This is a genomic window from Ancylomarina euxina, assembly GCF_003863355.1.
Classification (GTDB): domain Bacteria; phylum Bacteroidota; class Bacteroidia; order Bacteroidales; family Marinifilaceae; genus Ancylomarina; species Ancylomarina euxinus.
In genome coordinates, this window is sequence record NZ_QQWG01000003.1 from 131,675 (window position 1) to 150,917 (window position 19,243).

The 19,243-nt window shown below is 34.0% G+C and carries 18 protein-coding genes; 7 read left to right on the forward strand and 11 right to left on the reverse strand.

Translation table 11 applies throughout. From position 1 onward, the window contains the following. Window positions 1–565 precede the first annotated feature (565 nt). From gldJ to sugE, 3 genes are all read left to right on the forward strand, one after another. Window positions 566–2,077: a gliding motility lipoprotein GldJ gene (gene gldJ / locus DWB61_RS04340; protein ID WP_125029670.1), complete on the forward strand. Its 1,512-nt coding sequence runs from the start codon at window positions 566–568 to the stop codon at window positions 2,075–2,077. A 101-nt stretch (window positions 2,078–2,178) separates the two neighbouring features. Beyond that, window positions 2,179–3,468 carry a UDP-N-acetylmuramoyl-tripeptide--D-alanyl-D-alanine ligase gene (locus DWB61_RS04345; protein WP_125029671.1) on the forward strand — a complete coding sequence of 430 codons (1,290 nt, stop codon included), beginning with the start codon at window positions 2,179–2,181 and terminating at the stop codon, window positions 3,466–3,468. A gap of 3 nt (window positions 3,469–3,471) precedes the next feature. Beyond that, the gene (gene sugE / locus DWB61_RS04350; protein WP_156190172.1) at window positions 3,472–3,795 is read left to right on the forward strand and encodes a quaternary ammonium compound efflux SMR transporter SugE; all 324 of its coding nucleotides are present in this window, start codon (window positions 3,472–3,474) and stop codon (window positions 3,793–3,795) included. A gap of 9 nt (window positions 3,796–3,804) precedes the next feature. Here sugE and DWB61_RS04355 read toward each other — a convergent pair whose 3' ends face one another. The 6 genes from DWB61_RS04355 to DWB61_RS04380 all read right to left on the reverse strand — a co-directional run bounded on the left by DWB61_RS04355 (window position 3,805) and on the right by DWB61_RS04380 (window position 10,503). After that, entirely contained in the window at window positions 3,805–4,827 is a 1,023-nt protein-coding gene (locus tag DWB61_RS04355) for a glycosyltransferase family 2 protein (RefSeq protein ID WP_125029672.1), read from the reverse strand. Between the two features lie 56 nt (window positions 4,828–4,883). Continuing rightward, entirely contained in the window at window positions 4,884–5,759 is an 876-nt protein-coding gene (locus tag DWB61_RS04360) for a lysophospholipid acyltransferase family protein (protein WP_125029673.1), read from the reverse strand. Between the two features lie 32 nt (window positions 5,760–5,791). After that, on the reverse strand, window positions 5,792–6,589 hold the full coding sequence (locus DWB61_RS04365) for an inositol monophosphatase family protein (RefSeq protein WP_125029674.1): 798 nt from the start codon (window positions 6,587–6,589) through the stop codon (window positions 5,792–5,794). Window positions 6,590–6,614: 25 nt separating this feature from the next. Beyond that, window positions 6,615–7,991 (reverse strand): tRNA (N(6)-L-threonylcarbamoyladenosine(37)-C(2))-methylthiotransferase MtaB, encoded by a 1,377-nt coding sequence (mtaB, locus tag DWB61_RS04370; RefSeq protein WP_225423352.1) that lies wholly within the window; start codon window positions 7,989–7,991, stop codon window positions 6,615–6,617. Between the two features lie 176 nt (window positions 7,992–8,167). After that, window positions 8,168–9,070 (reverse strand): Ppx/GppA phosphatase family protein, encoded by a 903-nt coding sequence (locus tag DWB61_RS04375; protein ID WP_125029675.1) that lies wholly within the window; start codon window positions 9,068–9,070, stop codon window positions 8,168–8,170. Between the two features lie 101 nt (window positions 9,071–9,171). After that, complete coding sequence (locus DWB61_RS04380) at window positions 9,172–10,503, reverse strand: PhoH family protein (RefSeq protein WP_125029676.1); 1,332 nt, start codon at window positions 10,501–10,503, stop codon at window positions 9,172–9,174. Window positions 10,504–10,718: 215 nt separating this feature from the next. Between DWB61_RS04380 and DWB61_RS04385 the strand changes: the two genes are divergently transcribed. The 3 genes from DWB61_RS04385 to DWB61_RS04395 all read left to right on the forward strand — a co-directional run bounded on the left by DWB61_RS04385 (window position 10,719) and on the right by DWB61_RS04395 (window position 13,757). Next, window positions 10,719–12,005, forward strand: a complete 1,287-nt coding sequence (locus DWB61_RS04385; RefSeq protein WP_125029677.1) for a bifunctional folylpolyglutamate synthase/dihydrofolate synthase — start codon at window positions 10,719–10,721, stop codon at window positions 12,003–12,005. Window positions 12,006–12,408: 403 nt separating this feature from the next. Then, window positions 12,409–13,068, forward strand: a complete 660-nt coding sequence (locus DWB61_RS04390; protein ID WP_125029678.1) for a redox-sensing transcriptional repressor Rex — start codon at window positions 12,409–12,411, stop codon at window positions 13,066–13,068. Window positions 13,069–13,181: 113 nt separating this feature from the next. After that, entirely contained in the window at window positions 13,182–13,757 is a 576-nt protein-coding gene (locus DWB61_RS04395) for a pentapeptide repeat-containing protein (RefSeq protein ID WP_125029679.1), read from the forward strand. A 37-nt stretch (window positions 13,758–13,794) separates the two neighbouring features. Here the strand turns inward: DWB61_RS04395 and creD are convergent, their stop codons facing one another. From creD to DWB61_RS04420, 5 genes are all read right to left on the reverse strand, one after another. Further along, window positions 13,795–15,135 carry a cell envelope integrity protein CreD gene (gene creD, locus DWB61_RS04400; protein ID WP_125029680.1) on the reverse strand — a complete coding sequence of 447 codons (1,341 nt, stop codon included), beginning with the start codon at window positions 15,133–15,135 and terminating at the stop codon, window positions 13,795–13,797. Window positions 15,136–15,186: 51 nt separating this feature from the next. Next, window positions 15,187–15,477: a winged helix-turn-helix domain-containing protein gene (locus DWB61_RS04405; protein WP_125029681.1), complete on the reverse strand. Its 291-nt coding sequence runs from the start codon at window positions 15,475–15,477 to the stop codon at window positions 15,187–15,189. Further along, window positions 15,474–16,091 carry a hypothetical protein gene (locus DWB61_RS04410; protein WP_125029682.1) on the reverse strand — a complete coding sequence of 206 codons (618 nt, stop codon included), beginning with the start codon at window positions 16,089–16,091 and terminating at the stop codon, window positions 15,474–15,476. The genes DWB61_RS04405 and DWB61_RS04410 overlap by 4 nt, the downstream gene beginning before the upstream one ends. Before the next feature lie 102 nt (window positions 16,092–16,193). Continuing rightward, complete coding sequence (locus DWB61_RS17650; RefSeq protein WP_158614374.1) at window positions 16,194–16,442, reverse strand: ion channel; 249 nt, start codon at window positions 16,440–16,442, stop codon at window positions 16,194–16,196. 136 nt (window positions 16,443–16,578) lie between these two features. Then, window positions 16,579–16,827 carry a DNA-binding protein gene (locus DWB61_RS04420; protein WP_125029684.1) on the reverse strand — a complete coding sequence of 83 codons (249 nt, stop codon included), beginning with the start codon at window positions 16,825–16,827 and terminating at the stop codon, window positions 16,579–16,581. Between the two features lie 391 nt (window positions 16,828–17,218). Between DWB61_RS04420 and DWB61_RS04425 the strand changes: the two genes are divergently transcribed. Then, a complete protein-coding gene (locus DWB61_RS04425; RefSeq protein ID WP_125029685.1) occupies window positions 17,219–18,994 on the forward strand; it encodes a chloride channel protein in 1,776 nt (591 codons plus the stop codon). The last annotated feature ends 249 nt before the right edge of the window (window positions 18,995–19,243 follow it).

The window sequence follows — 19,243 nt, forward strand, 5'->3', positions numbered from 1 at the left end:
AATATTATCAATGAAATAGACTGTGAATATATTCATAATTTAGATGAAGAAATAATATTATATCCAGAGAGGAAGTCTATATCTAATTAGAATACTAAGGCATTTTGATTTAAGTTAATATTAGATTGAAAATTTGGATAAGTATTTAGGTAAAATGAGTGTTGATTTATAAAATGTATAAAAAAGTAAAATTCTATACAATAAGTTCTATTTACTTTTAGTTATATTTGTTGGGTGAAGTGTGTGTTTTTTTTGATTAAAGACTAGTTTTCTTTAACTATTGGAGAATCTGAAGCTATTTTAAACTTCCTTTACTCAAATTATAAATAGTTGAAAAAAATTGGTAAATTAGAAGTTTACACTAACACATTGTTCAATAGATATGAAGGTTGTATGCTTTTTTGGCATTAACTGGATGAGGTTTATATGTCAGGTTAAAAGGAATATCATATTAATTGATTGATGATAAATCTTTATATTTGAGTAAGCCATTTAAATATTTAAAGTTGTACTTATTCCCTTCATTATCTGGGATAAATTTGAAGTAAAAAGAAAATTTAATCATATGAAATCGAATTTATTATTTTCCGCTTTCGCAATTACTTTATTGCTTTTTTCATCCTGTTCTAAGGTGAAGAATCTTGTAGGTAAGGAAGAACGTTCGTCTGCTACAGGTTGGGCTTATAATGATCCTGAGAATGGAGGATTTGAATACAAGAAGGGTTACATTCAGAAAACCGGACCAGGTTTGGTATTTATTGAAGGAGGAACTTTTGTTTTGGGTCGTACTCAGGATGATGTCATGTTCGAATGGAATAATATGCCACGTCGTGTAACACTTCCATCATTTTATATTGACAAGACTGAGGTTAAAAATGTCAACTATTTAGAATATTTACATTGGACAAAACGTGTTTTTGTTGATTATCCTGAGGTTTATAAAAAAGCATTGCCTGATACGATGGTTTGGAGATCTGAGCTTGCTTATAATGAGCCTTACGTAAATAATTATTTACGTCACAAAGCTTATTCAGAGTATCCTGTTGTGGGTGTTTCCTGGGAACAAGCTTCTGATTTTTGCGAATGGCGCACCGATCGTGTAAACGAAAGAATTCTAATTGAGAAGGGGATTTTGAAAGAAAACCCTGATCAACGAAACGAGAATAACTTTAATACTCAAGCCTACTTGATGGGACAATACGAAGGTGTTGTTGGAACCAATCTTAAAGATTTAAATCCTGATAATGAAGAACGTCGTGTACGTTGGTCAGATGGGATTTTGTTGCCTAAGTATCGTCTTCCAACTGAAGCTGAGTGGGAATATGCAGCTTTAGCTACTGTTGGTAACTCTACTGATGAGCGTATTGGAGATAAAAAGATGTTCCCTTGGAATGGACACTGGGTTAGAAATGACTCTAAGAAGCACAGAGGTGAAATGATGGCTAATTTTTCGAGAGGGAAAGGTGATTTTATGGGGTCGGCTGGTGCTCTTAATGATGCTGGTGATGTGACTGTACCTGTAGATTCTTATTGGCCAAATGATTTTGGTTTATTCTGTATGGCTGGAAATGTTAACGAGTGGGTTGCAGATGTCTATCGTCCACTTTCATCCTATGATGTTGCTGAGTTCAATCCATATAGAGGTAATGTGTTTAAAACACCATTACTTGATGAAGAAGGTAATATTGCTGAGAAAGATAGTTTAGGCCGTATTCGTTATCGTGATCAAAAAGATGCGGAATTGGTTAATCGTGTAAACTATAGAACAGCTGATAATAGAAACCATAGAGATGGTGATTTGGCTTCAAGTGTGGTTTCTGAGACAGAATGGACGAATGACGAACTTCGTACTAAAGGTTCATCTTTAATGTATTTAAATGCGCAAGGTGCAGATAACAAAACTTACAATACATTGATTAACGATGAATCACGTGTTTATAAAGGAGGTTCATGGAAAGATAGAGTATTCTGGTTGTCTCCAGGTGCCCGTCGTTTCTTAGATCAAAAGAGTTCTAGAGATGATATTGGCTTCCGTTGTGCAATGACACATGTGGGATCTCCAGTAGAAGGCAAATAGATTATATGATTCTTACATAAGATTTACCCCATCGCAATAAACGATGGGGTTTTTTCTTGTAATTTTTTATAAATTCGCTAGTTCAATTTCAAGCTCATTCTATGAATATTTCAGAGATTTATACCCTATTTCAAAATTTCCCTATTGTCGTTACTGATAGTAGAAAGGTTGTTAAAGATTCCATATTCGTTGCCCTAAAGGGGGATAACTTTAATGGTAATAAGTTTGCTTTAAGTACTCTTGAAAATGGATGTTCTTATGCTATAGTGGATGAAAAGGAGTATGCTATTGATGATCGATTTATATGGGTTGAAGATGCTTTGGATTGTCTTCAGCAGTTGGCAAGAGAGCATCGAAGAGTATTAGGTATTCCAATTCTTGCCATTACCGGAACCAATGGAAAAACAACAACCAAAGAATTGGTCAATGAAGTTTTGAAAAAGAAGTTTAAAACCTCAGCAACTCAAGGTAATTTCAACAATCATATTGGAGTTCCCTTAACTCTTTTGGAAATGAATTCTGATACAGAGTTCGGAATTGTTGAGATGGGAGCGAATCATCCTGGTGAGATTAAGATGCTTTGTGAGATAGCTGAACCTAATTATGGCTTGATTACAAATGTAGGTAAAGCTCATCTAGAGGGTTTTGGTTCCTTTGAAGGCGTGAAAAATACCAAAAAGGAGTTGTACGATTATTTATCTAAACATGATGGTGAGGTATTTGTCAATTGTGAAAATGATCATTTATTAGGGATGCTTAATAAACAAAAGATAGTTTTCTATGGCAATTCCGATAAGGCTTATTCTAAAGCTCGCTTTCTTCAAGCTGAGCCGAAACTTATTATCGAACTTCGGTCTCCAATTGGGAAGTTATATATTAAAACGCAGTTGATTGGAGCCTATAATTTCGAGAATGTTCTAGCTGCTGTGACTTTAGGGCGTTATTTTGGAATTGATGAAATTGATATAAAAGATGCTTTAGAAACTTACACACCAAGTAATAATCGATCTCAGCTGAAAAAAACAGATAATAATGTTCTGTTTCTTGATGCTTATAATGCGAATCCAACGAGTATGAAGGCTGCAATTGAAAATTTTGCAGCAATGAAAATGAAGAATAAATTTCTCATTTTAGGAGATATGTTGGAGTTAGGAAATGAATCTGAAAGGGAGCATCTTGATTTGTTGGAATTACTGAATCAGAATGAACTTTCTGATACAATATTGGTTGGGGATATTTTTTCAACTTTATCTTCAAAATACAAGTTCAAAACTTTTAAAACAGTTGGTGATCTAATTATTTATCTTGACACTTTGAATTTAAAAGACAAATATATTTTAATTAAAGGATCGAGAGGAATTAAGCTTGAAAAAGCAATTGAAAAATTATAACTAATGAATATAGCTTGGGTTTATTTATTGATTGCAGGACTTTTTGAAGCAGCCTGGGCGATAGGATTAAAATACACACAGGGTTTTTCTCGTTTATGGCCTAGTATATTTACAATTATTGCGATGGGTATAAGTCTTTATTTTTTGGGTTTGGCACTTAAGAATTTGCCGGTTGGAACTGCTTATGCGGTTTGGACTGGAATAGGCGCTTTCATAACAGCAATCTTAGGTATCATTCTGTTTGGAGAGAGTGTTCATTTTGCTCGGATCTTCTTTCTATTCCTTCTCCTAGTCTCAATAGTTGGTTTGAAATTTACCGCTAGTTAGAAATATTTGTTAGAAAGTTAGATCAGAGAATCTCTTTTTACTTTGTATAAAATAGTCTGCAATGATACTTCCGTTATAAATTTCATTATGAAATTCTTTAGTTACTAAAGGATTTAAAACTCTTCTTTTTTCACGCATCTTACTTAAATTGGCATAAAAAGAGTAGTGGGCTTTTAATAAAGCCTTAAAATTGTCGAACTCTAGACTAAGAAGAAATTTGATACCTGCTACACCGTCTAATATCATTCTTAATAATAGGGTAGTAAGAAGTTTTTCAGAGGGTAAGTTTTTATAAAGCATAAAAAGATTATTCCTGAAATTCAGGTGTAGTTTTCTTGAACTGTGGTTTGGCAGGGTTGCACCACCAACATGATATACGACACTCTCAGGATTGCAAACTATTCGAAAGCCTCTGTTCTTAATTCTCCAGCAAAGGTCAATCTCTTCCATATGAGCGAAGAAATCTGCATCAAGTCCACCTAGTTTTTTATAGATCTCTGATCGGATAAAAAGGGCGGCACCACTTGCCCACATAACATCGGTAAGTTGATCGTATTGCCCAAAATCAGGTTCGATAGTATCAAAGACCCGACCACGACAAAACGGATAGCCTAAATGATCTATATATCCCCCTGAAGCGCCTGCATATTCAAATTCTGACTTGTTATTGTATGCTTTAATCTTTGGTTGAGCTGCTACAATATAAGATTCCTTTTCAAATAAATTATAAATAGGGTCAAGCCAGTTTTCACTAACTTCAACATCAGAATTCAGAAGAACAAAATAGTCATGATCAAGCTGATCTAAAGCTTTATTGTAACCATCAGCAAAGCCATAGTTTTTATCTAGAATAATGGTTTTAAGCTTTGGGTATTCACTTTTTAGAAAGGAGATGGAGTCATCAGAAGAAGCGTTATCAGCCACAATAACCTCTGCCCATTCTCTATTGGAAAACTGGGTGACAGAAGGAAGAAACTGTTCTAATAATTTCTTTCCATTCCAATTAAGGATAACCACTGCAATTTTATTCATGACTTTGTATTGTACTTGATGTGAATTGTAAGCTAAATATAAACTAAATTACTGACCTATGAATCTCGTTTGTGTTTCCACCTTTTGTGTGACCATAACCAGTATGATGGATTTTCATTGATAATATTTTCGAGTAGACGAGTGTGTATTTCTGTAATCTCGTTTTCTTCAGTTTCTTTTGGTTTATCAGTAATTGGGATAAACTCGTATTCGTAATAACCACGTTTGATTTTAGTCATTTTTGTGTAAATAACGACCTGGTCAAGTTTTTTCGCAATTCGTTCAGCACCTTGAAGAATAGGCGTGTCCTGATTTAGGAAATTGGTCCAATAATGCAGGTTTCTTCTATTAGGTGTTTGATCACCAATAAAGGCTGTGATAGTAAAATGACCTTGATTTTTATGTCTGATCATTGTGCGTAGTGTATCATTTTTTGCAAGTGTTTTCGCCCCCAAACGCTCTCTGATTTTGATGTACATTTTGTCGAAAACCTTGTTGTGTAAGGGTTTGTAGATAGGAAGGAAATCACCAATATGGTAGGTTGCGAAAGAACTTAACCATTCCCAGTTACCGTAGTGACCAGTAACAGCAATAACACTTTTACCTTGAGTTTTATAAGGTTCAAGGGAATCAGGATTTTTCCATACACAACGCTTCTTTATTTCTTCTTGGCTAATATTCCATAGTTTGATGGTTTCAACAAAGGTATCACAAAAATGATGGTAGAATTCTTTTCGTATTTTTCTGATTTCTTCAGATGATTTTTCAGGAAATGAATTTCTTAAATTTTGATTAACGACTTTCTTTCTGTAGGCTATAACTCTATAAATAATGAAAAAAACAAAATCAGAGAAAATATATAATACCCAAAGAGGTAAGAAACTCAATAAGCGACAAAAAGCATAAGCTAAGTATGAAAGAAAACGAGTCATATATAAATTAAATATTGAATAAGTTGATGCTATTATTTTAGCATGAATTTCTGAACGCAATTTTTTATTTCATTGAAATTTAGTGAATTACTTGCGATTATTTCTTGCCCGAAGATGTAATCACTTTCGCCAAGAAAATCACAAACTTTGCCACCAGCTTGTTGTACTAAAAATGCACCCGCAGCAACATCCCAGGATTGAAGCCCATATTCATAAAAAGCATCGAAACGACCACAGGCCACGTAAGCCAGATCAGTTGCTGCTGAGCCAGGCCGACGAACACCTTGAGAATTGATGCATAAATATTTGAGTAACTCCATATAGTTATCCAATTGCTCGAAATTGTGATATGGAAAGCCTGTTCCAATTAAACTTGTTTCAAGAGTATTAGCTTCTGAAACTGATATGACTTTGTTGTTAAGATAAGCTGGAGCTCCATCCCATGAATAAAAGCATTCGTTTAAACTTATTTCATAAACAAGCCCAAGAACGATTTTGTCATCTTTTTTAAGTGCGATACTAACTGCAAAAGGTGAGAAACCATGAATGTAGTTGGTTGTACCATCTAATGGATCGATAATCCAATTGTATTTTTCTCCTGTTGTCGTCTCAGTGCCTTCTTCTGCAATAAATCCAGCCTCTGGAATAAGAGGTTTCAGTGCCTCGATGATTTTAGCTTCAGATGTTTTATCAACATAGGTCACAAAGTCATGTGTGCCTTTATTTTGAATAACATTAGCATTGATTTTATTTTGTTGCTCTTTTATAAAAGAGCCAACTTCAATGGCAATTTTTTGAGTTTGTCTGCAAACTGACTCCAGATCTATCATGAGCTGCGTGGCTTTATGTTAGGATTTAAGCAAGTTTAAATTTAAAACTTTTTTCATCGAAAAGTTTAACTTTCACGTTTCCATTATCATTTATTTCTAATAGGCTAACTTCAGCGATACGATTGCTAAGATTTGGGTTGTATGTGATCTCAACTTTAATATAATTCTCAGTGAAACCATACATGATTCCATCGTTATTATGATCTTCAAATAGAACTTTTGCATTTGTACCAAGAAAACTCTGGTAGAAAGCTCGGAGTTTCTTTTCTGATAGAATTTGAAACATTTTAGCTCTTTTCTTCTTATCCTCATGACTAACCTCCTCTTTAATTTCAAGAGCTTTTGTACCTTGTCGTTCTGAATAAGGAAAAACATGTAATTGAGAAATAGGTAACTCGTTGATGAAATTATAAGCATCAAGGAAATCCTCGTCTCTTTCACCTCGACTGCCTGCTATGACGTCAATACCAATAAAGGCATCTGGAGTCAGTTCTTTTATTTTAGCAATCCGTTGAGCAAAAAGTTCACGATTGTAACGACGTTTCATCAATTTAAGCACATGATTTGATCCTGCTTGTAGTGGAATATGAAAGTGGTTGACAAATTTATTCGATTGAGCTACAAATTCAATAATCTCATTACTAAGTAAATTCGGTTCGATGGATGAAATTCGAAAACGTTCAATGCCTTTGACCTTTTCAAGAGCTTTTATTAAATCGAAGAAATTCTCATTCGTGCTTTGCCCGAAATCACCAATGTTAACACCCGTTAGAATAATTTCTTTGGCGCCTTGCGCAGCTACTTTTTCGGCTTCATTTACCGTATCAGCGATGCTCATATTTCGACTTCCACCACGAGCAAAAGGGATCGTACAGTAAGTGCAGAAGTAATTACAACCATCCTGAATTTTTAAGAAGCAACGCGTTCTGTCTCCCATAGAGTAGGAAGCTTGAAAATCTTTTACCGATTCAACTTCGCATGGATGCATTTCTCCTGTGCCTTTTTTTTCCAGATGCTCAATGTATTTATGTATATTGAATTTTTCATTAGTGCCTAAAACCAAGTCTACTCCAGGAATTTCTGAAATTTCTTTGGGTTTTAGTTGAGCATAACAGCCAATAACAATTACAAAAGCAATCGGATTTGTTTTGATGATTTTCTTTATAGCTTGTCGACATTTTTTGTCAGCCTGATCGGTGACAGAACAAGTATTGATTACGTAGATATCAGCTTTTTCAGTCGCTTTAACCGTTTCGAATCCCATTTCTTTAAACGAACGACCAATGGTTGATGTTTCTGAAAAATTTAATTTGCAGCCTAATGTGTAAAAGGCTACTTTCTTTCCTTGCGACATGTTTTCTTCTCCTTTGCTGATAAAATTGGTATGAGGTTTAAACATCATAGTCTAAAGAAATAAGATTAGATTTGAAGTTCAAACTCTGATAATAATCTCAATTTGCCTGAAACTCTATTGATAGTCAGGAAAGTAAGAGGATTCTAAAAACGAAAAGAACTACCTCAGGATATGAAATAGTTCATTGTTTATGAATCTGTTGCAAAATTAGAAAAAAGAATCTACTATGCCATAACTTTTGGGCTAGAGTACTGCTGATAGAGTTGATGAATAATACCATCAGAAACTCCAATTTTTGGTATTTGAATGACATCAGAATTGGCCCATTCCATAATACTAAGGAAAATGGTAGCAGCAGGAATAATCACATCAGCACGATCAGGATTCATATCGTAGTTAATCATCAGTTGATCGTAAGACATACTGCTGAATAATGAATGGATTTCTTTTAGCTCATGGTAGCTGAGAACACGCTCCTTTCTAGGACTAGCGTATTTAAAAAGTTTATTAATATTTCCACCTGAACCAATCAGTTCGATATTATCTTTTGATGAACAGATATCCAGTAGACATTCTTTAATGCGAATAAACTCGTTAGGAGGAACACAGTTCTTTAAGATTTTGATGGTTCCTACGTCGAATGAACATGAAAAGTGAGCAATACCACCAGAGAAAAGTGTGATCTCAGTGCTGCCTCCTCCAACATCTACGTATAAGTAATTCTTTTTAGGATCAAGAAAGGTGGTGTGTTTATTAGAAAAGATGATGTTGGCTTCTTCTTTTCCGGTGATCAAATCGATTTGAATATCAGCTTCTTTTTTAATTCGTTGAATGAGTTGAGTCCCATTCTTAGCTTCTCTCATAGCTGAGGTGGCACAAGCGCGGTAGGATTCGATCTCGTGAACATCCATGAGTTTACGAAATGCAATCATGGTTTTGACCATTTTTTCCTCTTTCTCAATGGATATATTATTGCTTGTAAAAGTATCGGCTCCCAAACGAATAGGTACTCTTATAAGAGAAGATTTTCTTAAATATGACTCACCATCTTTCTCAATAACATTCGTGAATAACAATCGAACAGCATTGGAACCTATATCTATGGCGGCAAATTTTATAATCTTCATAAGGCATAAGCTTAAAGAAACAGTTTAAAACCATGTTTTAAACTGTTTCGGTTTGCCTAATTAAATTAAAGTATTTTTTTAAATTATCCAATATTAATTTGTTAGAGTAGTTTACTTGCCAATTCAGCCAGAAAACTACGTTCTCCTTTTATCAGATTTATGTGTGCAAAAATATCCTGATCTTTCATTTTATCCGAAAGGTATGTGAGTCCATTCGATTTTCGATCAAGATAAGGCGAGTCGATTTGTTCAATATCTCCAGTGAAAACCATTTTAGTCCCTTCTCCTGCTCGTGTAATAATTGTTTTAATTTCGTGAGGTGTTAAATTCTGAGCCTCGTCTACAATGAAAAAGGCATTTGATAAACTTCGACCTCTGATATAAGCTAGTGGTGTAATTTGAAGTTTCTCATCTCTTAATAACTCATCTATATAAAGATATTGCTTACTATGAATGTTAAATTTTTTCTTGATTACAGCTAGATTATCGAAAAGAGGTTGCATATAAGGGCTTATCTTTTCTTTAGCATCTCCGGGTAAATAACCCAAGTCTTTATTGGCAAGAGCCACAATTGGTCGTGCTAAGTAGATCTGATCGAATTGTTCTGAAAGTTGCAAGGCCGAAGCAAGTGCTAATAATGTTTTACCTGTTCCAGCAGTTCCGGTTAAAGCAATCAAATTGATATTAGGATCAAGCAGTGCATCAATGGAGAAAGTTTGTTCTGCATTGCGAGGGTAAATGCCATACGCGCTTGGTTTTTCAACGCGTTGTACTTTTTTATTTAGAGGGTTAAAGTGAGCGAGTGCACTGGAGTTATTATTTTTTAAAATAAAGTACCGGTGACCAGTCAGATCATAGTCTAAATTAAGTTCTTCTTCAGTAAGACCTTCTTCACCCTGATAGAGTTCTGCAATTTTCTCGTCAGAAAAATCATAAATGGTTTGTATGCCCAGACTTATCATGTTATCGACATCTTGAACCTGATCATTTTTAAAATCTTCAGCAGGAATGCCTAGTGATTTTGCTTTCATTCTTAGATTGATGTCTTTGGATACGAGAATTGTGGTTCTGTCTGGATTATCATTATTTACGAATTCAGTGATCGCTAATATTCTATGATCAGGAATGTTATCCTGGAAAGAAACTTTCATCTTTTCGGAAAATGCTTTTCCAGTTTCAATAAATAGTCGACCTCGGTCATTTCCTAGGGCGACTCCATCACTAAAAAGGTCATCACCGGATAATTTATCAAGTTCCCGAGTGAATTCGCGTGCATGAAAATTTATTAAATCATTTCCTTTCTTGAATTTATCCAATTCTTCGAGAACAGTGATGGGAATCAACACATCGTGTTCTGCAAACTTAAAAATCGAATTAAAATCGTGAAGAATAACGTTGGTGTCTAATACAAAAATCTTTTTTTCTGTGGTCATATGCGCGGGTATTAGAGGGTTAGTAGTTTGACCCATCGTTTCACATCAAAGCGAAGATTTTTTGAAACGAATGAATCGTTTAGTGTGCTGAAATTTATATGAAATGTCTTGTTAAGTCTTGTTACTGAAATTAACAAAAAAGAAAGGAAAATCAAGCTGAGATCTTATTTTTTAGTATTTTTTTTTTTGCTTTGCAAAGAAAAAAAAGAAGAATTATGAATTATCAGGAAACGATTAACTACCTGTTCAATCAGTTACCTATGTTTCAAAGAACTGGGAAGGCTGCTTATAAGGCAAATTTAGACACAACTTTGGCTCTGGATGCCTATTTTGAACATCCTCACCATAATTTTAAATGTATTCATGTTGCTGGAACAAATGGGAAGGGATCGGTTTCTCATACATTAGCTTCTGTTTTGCAATCGGCTGGCTACAAGGTTGGCTTATACACTTCTCCTCACTTGCGTGATTTTAGAGAGCGAGTGAAGATTAATGGAGAGATGATTCCTGAAAATTCAGTTGTAGATTTTGTGGCTTCTCATAAGCATAAGTTTGAAGAATTGTCACCATCATTTTTTGAGATGACAGTTGCTTTGGCTTTCGATTACTTTGCTAAAGAAAAAGTTGATATTGCTGTTATTGAAGTAGGATTAGGAGGACGACTGGATTCCACAAATATTATTGATCCAATTTTGACTGTGATCACGAACATTAGTTTTGATCATACAAGCTTATTGGGGAATTCGATACCTGTAATTGCAGGTGAGAAAGCGGGTATTATAAAAAATAAGATTCCTGTTGTTATTGGTGAAAAGCAGGATGAATCTCAAGACGTTTTTATCGAAAGAGCAAGACCTTTATCTGCACCAATACTATTTGCGGAGGATGAGTTTGAGGTCGTGAGTACGGATTTGTATGAAAACTATCGTCATCTCGTATTTAAAGACGTGAATTTAGAAAATGAGATTTCTTTAAAGTCTGATTTACTTGGTATATATCAAGTGAAGAATATCAGAACTGCACTTGTTGCTCTAGGTCAATTGAATCAGATGGGATTTAATTTAAGCGAAGAGATTATTAAAGATGGCATATCGAGGATCGTAGAACAAACTTCACTTTTAGGTCGTTGGCAACGTTTATGCAATAATCCTAGAATTATTTGTGATACAGGACATAATGTTGCAGGTGTTTCTGAAATATTAAAACAACTTGATTCGCTTAAATTTGAAAATCTGCATATGGTAATTGGTATGGTTGACGATAAAGAAATAGATGGAATTTTGAGTTTGTTACCAAAAAATGCGAATTACTATTTCACAAAGGCTTCTATTCCTAGAGCATTAAACGAGGAAATTCTAAAAGAGAAAGCGGAGAAGTTCCAATTAAAAGGTAAAACTTATAAAACTGTATCAGATGCGCTTAATGCTGCGAAAAATAGAGCCGGTAATAGTGATTTGATCTTTGTAGGTGGAAGCACTTTTGTTGTGGCTGAAGTTGTCTAGATTCCCTAATAAATAGGCTTCAATCGCTATAAACTGATTTATAGGTTATTGAAAGTAAATATAAATTGCAGGAATTATTATTTTTTTGAAAATATCATTTTAAATGATAATGATATATGTAAGGGTCTAGATATCTGATAATTTCTCTTTGTTATTGCTTCAATATTTACCAGTTTGATGTTAAGTTTTAATTTGTACTGAGACTAAATTAATGTTGATTTTTTTCTTTAATAAAAAATCACTTATTTTTGTTTTTGGTATGTGATTTACTAATCTCATACACAGTATCTATTTTCTACTTAGTTGTAGTATTCATTTATAATGATTTTATACTGTGTTTTCTCAGATTGGTCGAAATCTGACATATATCATTTCTAATCTAAGATGTATTAAAGAAATAGCTATGGTTCAAAGTTCAAAAAAAGTAGTATCTGCCGTTCCTGAGCCTTCTTTGCGAAGAATGCCTGCTTATTTATCCTTTTCTGAAGGATTAATGAAGAAAGGTCAAGAGTTTGTTTCTTCTACTCAGATTGCCAATTATATGAATATTGATCCTACTCAGGTTACAAAAGATTTATCTTACACAAGTATTGTAGGTAAAACTCGTGTTGGTTATGAGGTTAAGGCTATGGTTGAAATTCTTTCTAATTTCCTTGGCTTTACGGTTATGGATCAAGCTTTTTTAGTAGGAGCAGGATCTTTGGGATCAGCGCTTTTACATGATGATGGTTTGGCGAATTTTGGATTAGATATTGTTGCTGCATTTGATGTGAATCCAGTTATTGTTGGTAAGAAAATAAATGACATTGGCGTTTATCATATAGATCAGTTTCGTGATTTAGCTCAAGAAATGAAAGCGATTATCGGAATCATTACGGTACCTGCAGAATATGCACAATCAGTAGCTGATTTAATGGTTGCTTGGGGAGTGAAGGCAATTTGGAATTTTACACCAGCAAGAATAAAGGTGCCAAGTGATATTGTTGTTCAAAATACATCGCTTTATGCCAATTTAGCCATCATCTTCAATAAGATTCACACCGACAAAGAAAAAGTAATCTAACTTACTGGATTCTAAAATATAATAGAGGCAATTCGTTTAAGCGTTTTGCCTCTTTTTTGTTTAAATTCGAAGATTATAAGAAATATAGAATTACGATTAGTGAAGCATACAGGATGAGGGAGACATATATAGAAAATCAAGTTTTTGAAAAGATAGATTATAGTGAAATAGTTTTTGAAAAAGGTGAATATGAGGATTGCCGATTTGTGAATTGCAAGTTTGCAGGCATTAACTTCACCAATGTCAATTTTGTGGAATGTGAATTTGAAAATTGCGATTTAAGTATGGCAAAATTGAACGATACGGCTTTAAAAGAGGTTAAATTTCGAAATTGTAAATTACTAGGATTGAATTTCAACGATTGTAACCCGTTTCTCTTGTCTCTCTATTTTGAATCCTCTAATCTGAATCTAGCCTCTTTCTATAGATTAAAAATGAAGGCGACTCAATTTAGAAAGTGTAGCCTGCAAGAAGTTGATTTTATTGAAACAGATTTGTCCGCAGCTGTGTTTGATGATTGTGACCTGAACGGTGCTATGTTTGAAGATACAATTCTTGAAAAAGCTGACTTTAGAACGTCCTATGCTTATTCAATCGACCCCGAAATAAACAAAATTAAGAATGCAAAATTTTCAATGCCAGATGTCATCGGTTTACTTGGAAAGTATGGGATAAAGATAACTCAATAGTTTGCCCCGATTCCTATTTTGAATCGGGGCTTTTTGCTTATTTTGAATCGACATTGATTTGGTACCAATTGATATTACGAGTGAAATACATGGTTGCAGCTAGGATTAAGGTTAATCCAATACTACCCATTAGAAGAGCATAATCTGCCAACTGAAGGGTTACGAATAAGAATCCATAAATACTTGTTAGTGTTGATAGAAGTAAAAAGCTTAGCTTTTTTGATTTAAAAATTGTGAGTGAATAAAGACTAACCATCCCAACAATAGCTATACTCGAAATAATGTAGGCTGTATTGAAATTTGAATGTTCCGAAATTGAGATCAATAAAATGTAAAAAAGACATAGACCCAGGCCAACTAATATGTATTGGAAAGGATGGATTTTACGTCGGTTAATTATCTCTACTAAGAAGAATATTAGAAATGTAAGGGCAATACACATAACGGCATATTTGGATGACCTTACTGATTTTTTATAGTCGTCAAGAGGAAGAATTAGATCAATCCCAAAATTGGATTGACTGATCTTTTCAGCGTGCTTGCTACCTATCCAGGATTGAGGGAAATTTCTGTTGAGCTGTAAAACCTTCCATTCTGCATTAAAACCTTTATCAGTGACTTTGCGATGATCAGGTAGAAAATTACCATTAAAACTTGGGAATGGCCAGTTAGATTCAATTTTAATATTCGTGGTACTCCCTAAAGGAATAAAATTTAAATTTTGACTCCCTTGTAAGTTTAGTGTGAAAGAAAAATCAATAGTCTTACTCTTGTTTGTTTCAATATTTGGAAGTTTTACGGTTATTCCCGAATAGATTAGATCAGATATTCTTGAACCTGGTTCAACTTTTAAATCTGTCTTTTCCCAATTTAAAATAACTTGATCTTCAATGCCTCTTAAGTCTGAAATCCCTATGGTTAAGAATGCCTGATCGTACTTGATCTCTTTCAGATTATTTCTGTCAATTTCTTTATTTAAAAGAAACTGTCCATTCACAGCTAGTTTAGATTTGTATACAACAACTTCGTAAATCCCTCTTTTAAGTTTCTCTGGTGAGATGTTCCCATTAATATTAAGTTCTTCGGGCAGGATGTGGAGATATTTTGTCGTTTCATGGCTTTTACCTTCATCATTATTTTCATAAATTAAGGGGATACTTAATATAGGGCCTTTTATTTGTTGACTTCCAGCCCATTTATTACTGACTTCAATCACGGTTTGATTACTAAGAGATTCTCTTTCGTATATGATCGATTTGATCATTGAAGCTGGTATTAGCAACAATAACATTAGAATTGTGATGATAATAAGTTTAAGACTAATTGAATTCTTTAGCCAACTATTGATTCTGTCGATGGGAGATGTTTCTTTGTTCATTTGATCGTTCTAAAAGTACTTTGAAACTCAAAGTGTGTAAGTAAAAAAATATTAGTTAAGCAATTGCTCTATTGCTTTTATATGTTTTTTAAATGCAAGCTTACCTTCGTCGCACACGGTGTACTTGGTGTTAGGTTTTCGTCCAATAAATTCTTTACTAAACTTGATATATCCACTTTTTTCAAGAGATTTTAAGTGGCTAGCAAGATTACCATCGGTCACATCTAAAAGATCTTTTAGGGTGTTGAAATCAAGGTAGTCATTGACAATAAGGGCTGACATGATTCCAAGTCGGACTTTATTCTCGAAGGCTTTATTTAGATTTTTTAGGATTTCTTTCACGATCCGTATTTAAGATGCATAATAATACCATAGACAATGTGTAATATTCCAAAACCGATTGTCCAAATAATTAGGCCATAACCAATAAAATAGATACCCAATAAGCCTAATATAATTTCAACGATACCGAGACTCCTTATTTCCTCAAGCGTGTATTTACTAGCATTAACCAATGCTAAACCATAAAAAATGAGTGTAAGTGGGGCGATAATTCCGATGAATCCTTTTAATAATAAAATCAAACATAAAACACCTCCTGTAGCTAGTGGGATAAATAAATTAATGAGGAGGGTTTTAGATTGTGAATCCCAAAGCTTTTGCTTGTTTCTTTTAGCCTTTCGAGTTGTAAAGAATATTCCCGAACCAATGGATAATAGAAGTGTTGCTAAAGCAATAACTAAAAGCGTGGATAAATTTTCAATACTTAATGTAGCTTGTCTGTAAACTAAATAATCTTGATTGGCATAAATAGTTTGATAGGCTAAGTAAGCTCCAATAATTGCTAAAATACCTGCGCTTATCCCCGATAGTCCGCTTAATGATATAAACCTTGATGAGCGATTCATCATTTGTTTGATATCTTTTAAATCTTCAATATATTTTTGCTTATCCATAAAAGTACTTTGAATTACAAAGTAAAACTAATAAGAATATTTATAAGAAACTAATCGAGATGAAAAATTGTTTAATAAAATTTGTTTCAATACTGACTTGTTTTAGTTTTTCAGCATGCTGTTGAGGAGTTTCCCAATTATGAGTGCCATGATGATTGTTAAATAGAATTGACCTACAATACCAGAAAAAATACTTAATGATTTGGCAATCTGGCTTTGAGGTATAATCTCTCCAAAGCCTATTGTGGTCATGCAGACGAATGAATAATAGACAATGTCACTAATGTCTGTAAGACCAATGTTTTTTAGGGAATGTGATGGCTTGATTATTATGCCATAGTATAGTTGAATTGATGAAACTAATGATGAAGCTTATAGTCAGATAGATTGTATATTTTAATTACATTAAGCAATGTTTAATTATAAAAAGAACTCCCCGCTGGAAGGCGAGGAGTAGTGGTTATTTAAATTTGAGTTTCAAAAAATTTTAAGCTTCGTCAAGAATACGAAATGCGCATTCGAGAATTGTTGTGTCATCTAGTTCTACAATGCCGCCGTTTGGCCCTTGTTCAACATGAACTCCAATACTTTTACCTTCTCTGTAATTTACACCTCCAAAATAATTTCGGACAGTTTCTACATTAAGATTTAATTCTTTAGAGATTTTTCTCATGCTGCCTTCAGGCAAGCGATCCTTGATGTTTCTAAGTTCATTAAATGTGATTGTCTTAGTCATATGCTATAAGTTTTATTTATAAAGGATTAAAATTCGCTTAGCTCTTTAAATTTAGCGAAAGTATTTTTTAATTGAAAGTTATCGGAGCATAAATCTGGCTGAGAATGAATCTAATTTGGTAATATTCCGATAAATATTTCGCTCGTTTCTTATATTCTTCTTGGTTTCCAATTTAATCTTTAGATTAAATTTAGATTAATACATAAGCTCTCAGTTGAATTCCTTATAATTTAAGATTTGTATTATTTAAATCAGATCTATCTGATTTTTAGTAAAGCTGTATGTATCTTAGGTGCGTTAAGCTTTTTTCTGATTACGGTTGGGATTTATAAGATGGTAGCAGTAATTGGGGACGTTTTATAGGACTAATTTTTTAAAGACAGAATTTATTGTGAAGAAAAAATCTTTATTAGCCCGTTTCCTTATTTGGCGATTGAAGCATGTTAGCGATCGTCAGTTTATTTCTTTTCTAGGGATTCTTATTGGAATTACCTCAGGAATAGCAGCTGTTGTCATTAAAAATTCCGTTCATTTCATTAGTTCCTTGCTGCAAGGAACATTTGAGCTTGAATACGCGAATTTCCTTTATATGATATATCCAACGATTGGTATTAGTGTTGCTGTTATCTTTATCAAGTACATTATAAAAAGACCAGTCAGGCATGGAATCCCCAATGTGCTTCATAGCATTTCAAAAAACAATGGGCAAATCAATACTCACAACATGTTTTCGTCTGTAGTGACTTCGGCTTTTACTGTTGGTTTTGGTGGTTCTGTAGGATTGGAGGGACCAACTGTGGCGACAGGCGCTGCCATTGGATCCAATATTGGTCGGCTTTTTCATCTAAACTATAAGCAAACAACTCTATTGTTAGCCTGTGCGTGTACGGGAGCCATGGCTGCTATTTTTAAAGCTCCTATTGCTGCCATTGTATTTGCTATGGAAGTCATCATGCTCGACCTAACAATGTATTCCTTAGTACCACTTTTATTGGCTTCTTCTTCTGCAGTTCTGACTTCTTATTTTTTCTTGGGAATGGATGTCCTTTATCCTTTCGATGTGGAGAATGGTTTTGATCTTAAAGATTTGCCTTACTACATCGTTTTGGGCATTTTCACGGGTTTGATAGCGACCTATTTTACTAAGATGTACATGTATATTCAGGCTTTGTTTGATAGGATTGGTAAAGCTTATCTAAAACTACTTATTGGAGGTCTGTCACTGGGAATGATTATTTTCTTTTTTCCCTCTCTTTATGGTGAAGGTTATCATGGTATAAATGCAAGCCTATCGGGTGACTATTCTTATCTGTTCAATAATTCGTTATTCTATTCATTCAGTGAAAACTTTTGGGTTTTATTGATTCTACTTTCTCTGGTTATCTTTTTTAAGGTGATAGCTGCTTCTATCACTTTTGGTGCTGGTGGTATTGGTGGTATTTTTGCACCCACCTTGTTTATGGGCGTTAATGCAGGAGTCTTGTTTGCCAAGCTGGTTCATGCCCTGGGCTTGAGAAATATTGAGGTCAATAATTTTGCCCTTATTGGGATGGGGGGGATGATTGCTGGTGTGCTTCATGCTCCTCTCACAGGTTTATTTCTTATTGCCGATATATCAGGTGGTTACCAGTTGTTTGTCCCTTTGATGATTACTGCAACCATATCTTATGCTACGGTTAAAAGTTTCGAGTCTCATTCTGTTTATACCATGCAATTGGCTCGTCGAAAAGAGCTTATGACTCACGATAAAGATCAAAATGTACTTTCGCTGATGCGTGTGACACGTTTGATTGAGAAGAATTTTAATACCATCAATTCTGATGCGACTTTAGGTGACCTCGTTAAGGTGATTGCAAAATCACAACGTAATCTCTTTATTGTAATTGATGATGAGAATAATTTTGAAGGGATTGTAAAACTTGATGATATTCGTGAAATCATGTTTCAGCCAGATAAATACGATGTAATGTTTGTTCGCGACTTAATGATTATGCCGACAGTGGTGATTCAACATGATGAGTCGATGGCAGATGTTGCTCGTAAATATCAATATTCAGATAAATTTAATATGGTTGTTTTGCAGGATGGTAAATATTTAGGTTGTGTTTCTCGTGCACAAATATTCTCAACTTATCGTCGTATGCTCAAACATTTTTCTGAAGATTAATGTATGTTATTTGTCTTGATTTTGTCAAATTGACCTTTAAAATCCTTTACATGCCGATAATGATCTAAACATAGAATTATAGCTGTATTTCTGATACTTTTAAGTGCTGAACATTTTTTGAAAAAAATATCAGTTTTCACCATTCGCTCAATAATATTCTATTACATTTGCACTCGATTTTATAAAAGTCGAACAGCGGATTCTTTAGTTCATTCTAAAGATTGTCAACCCAATACATCGTTTAAATAA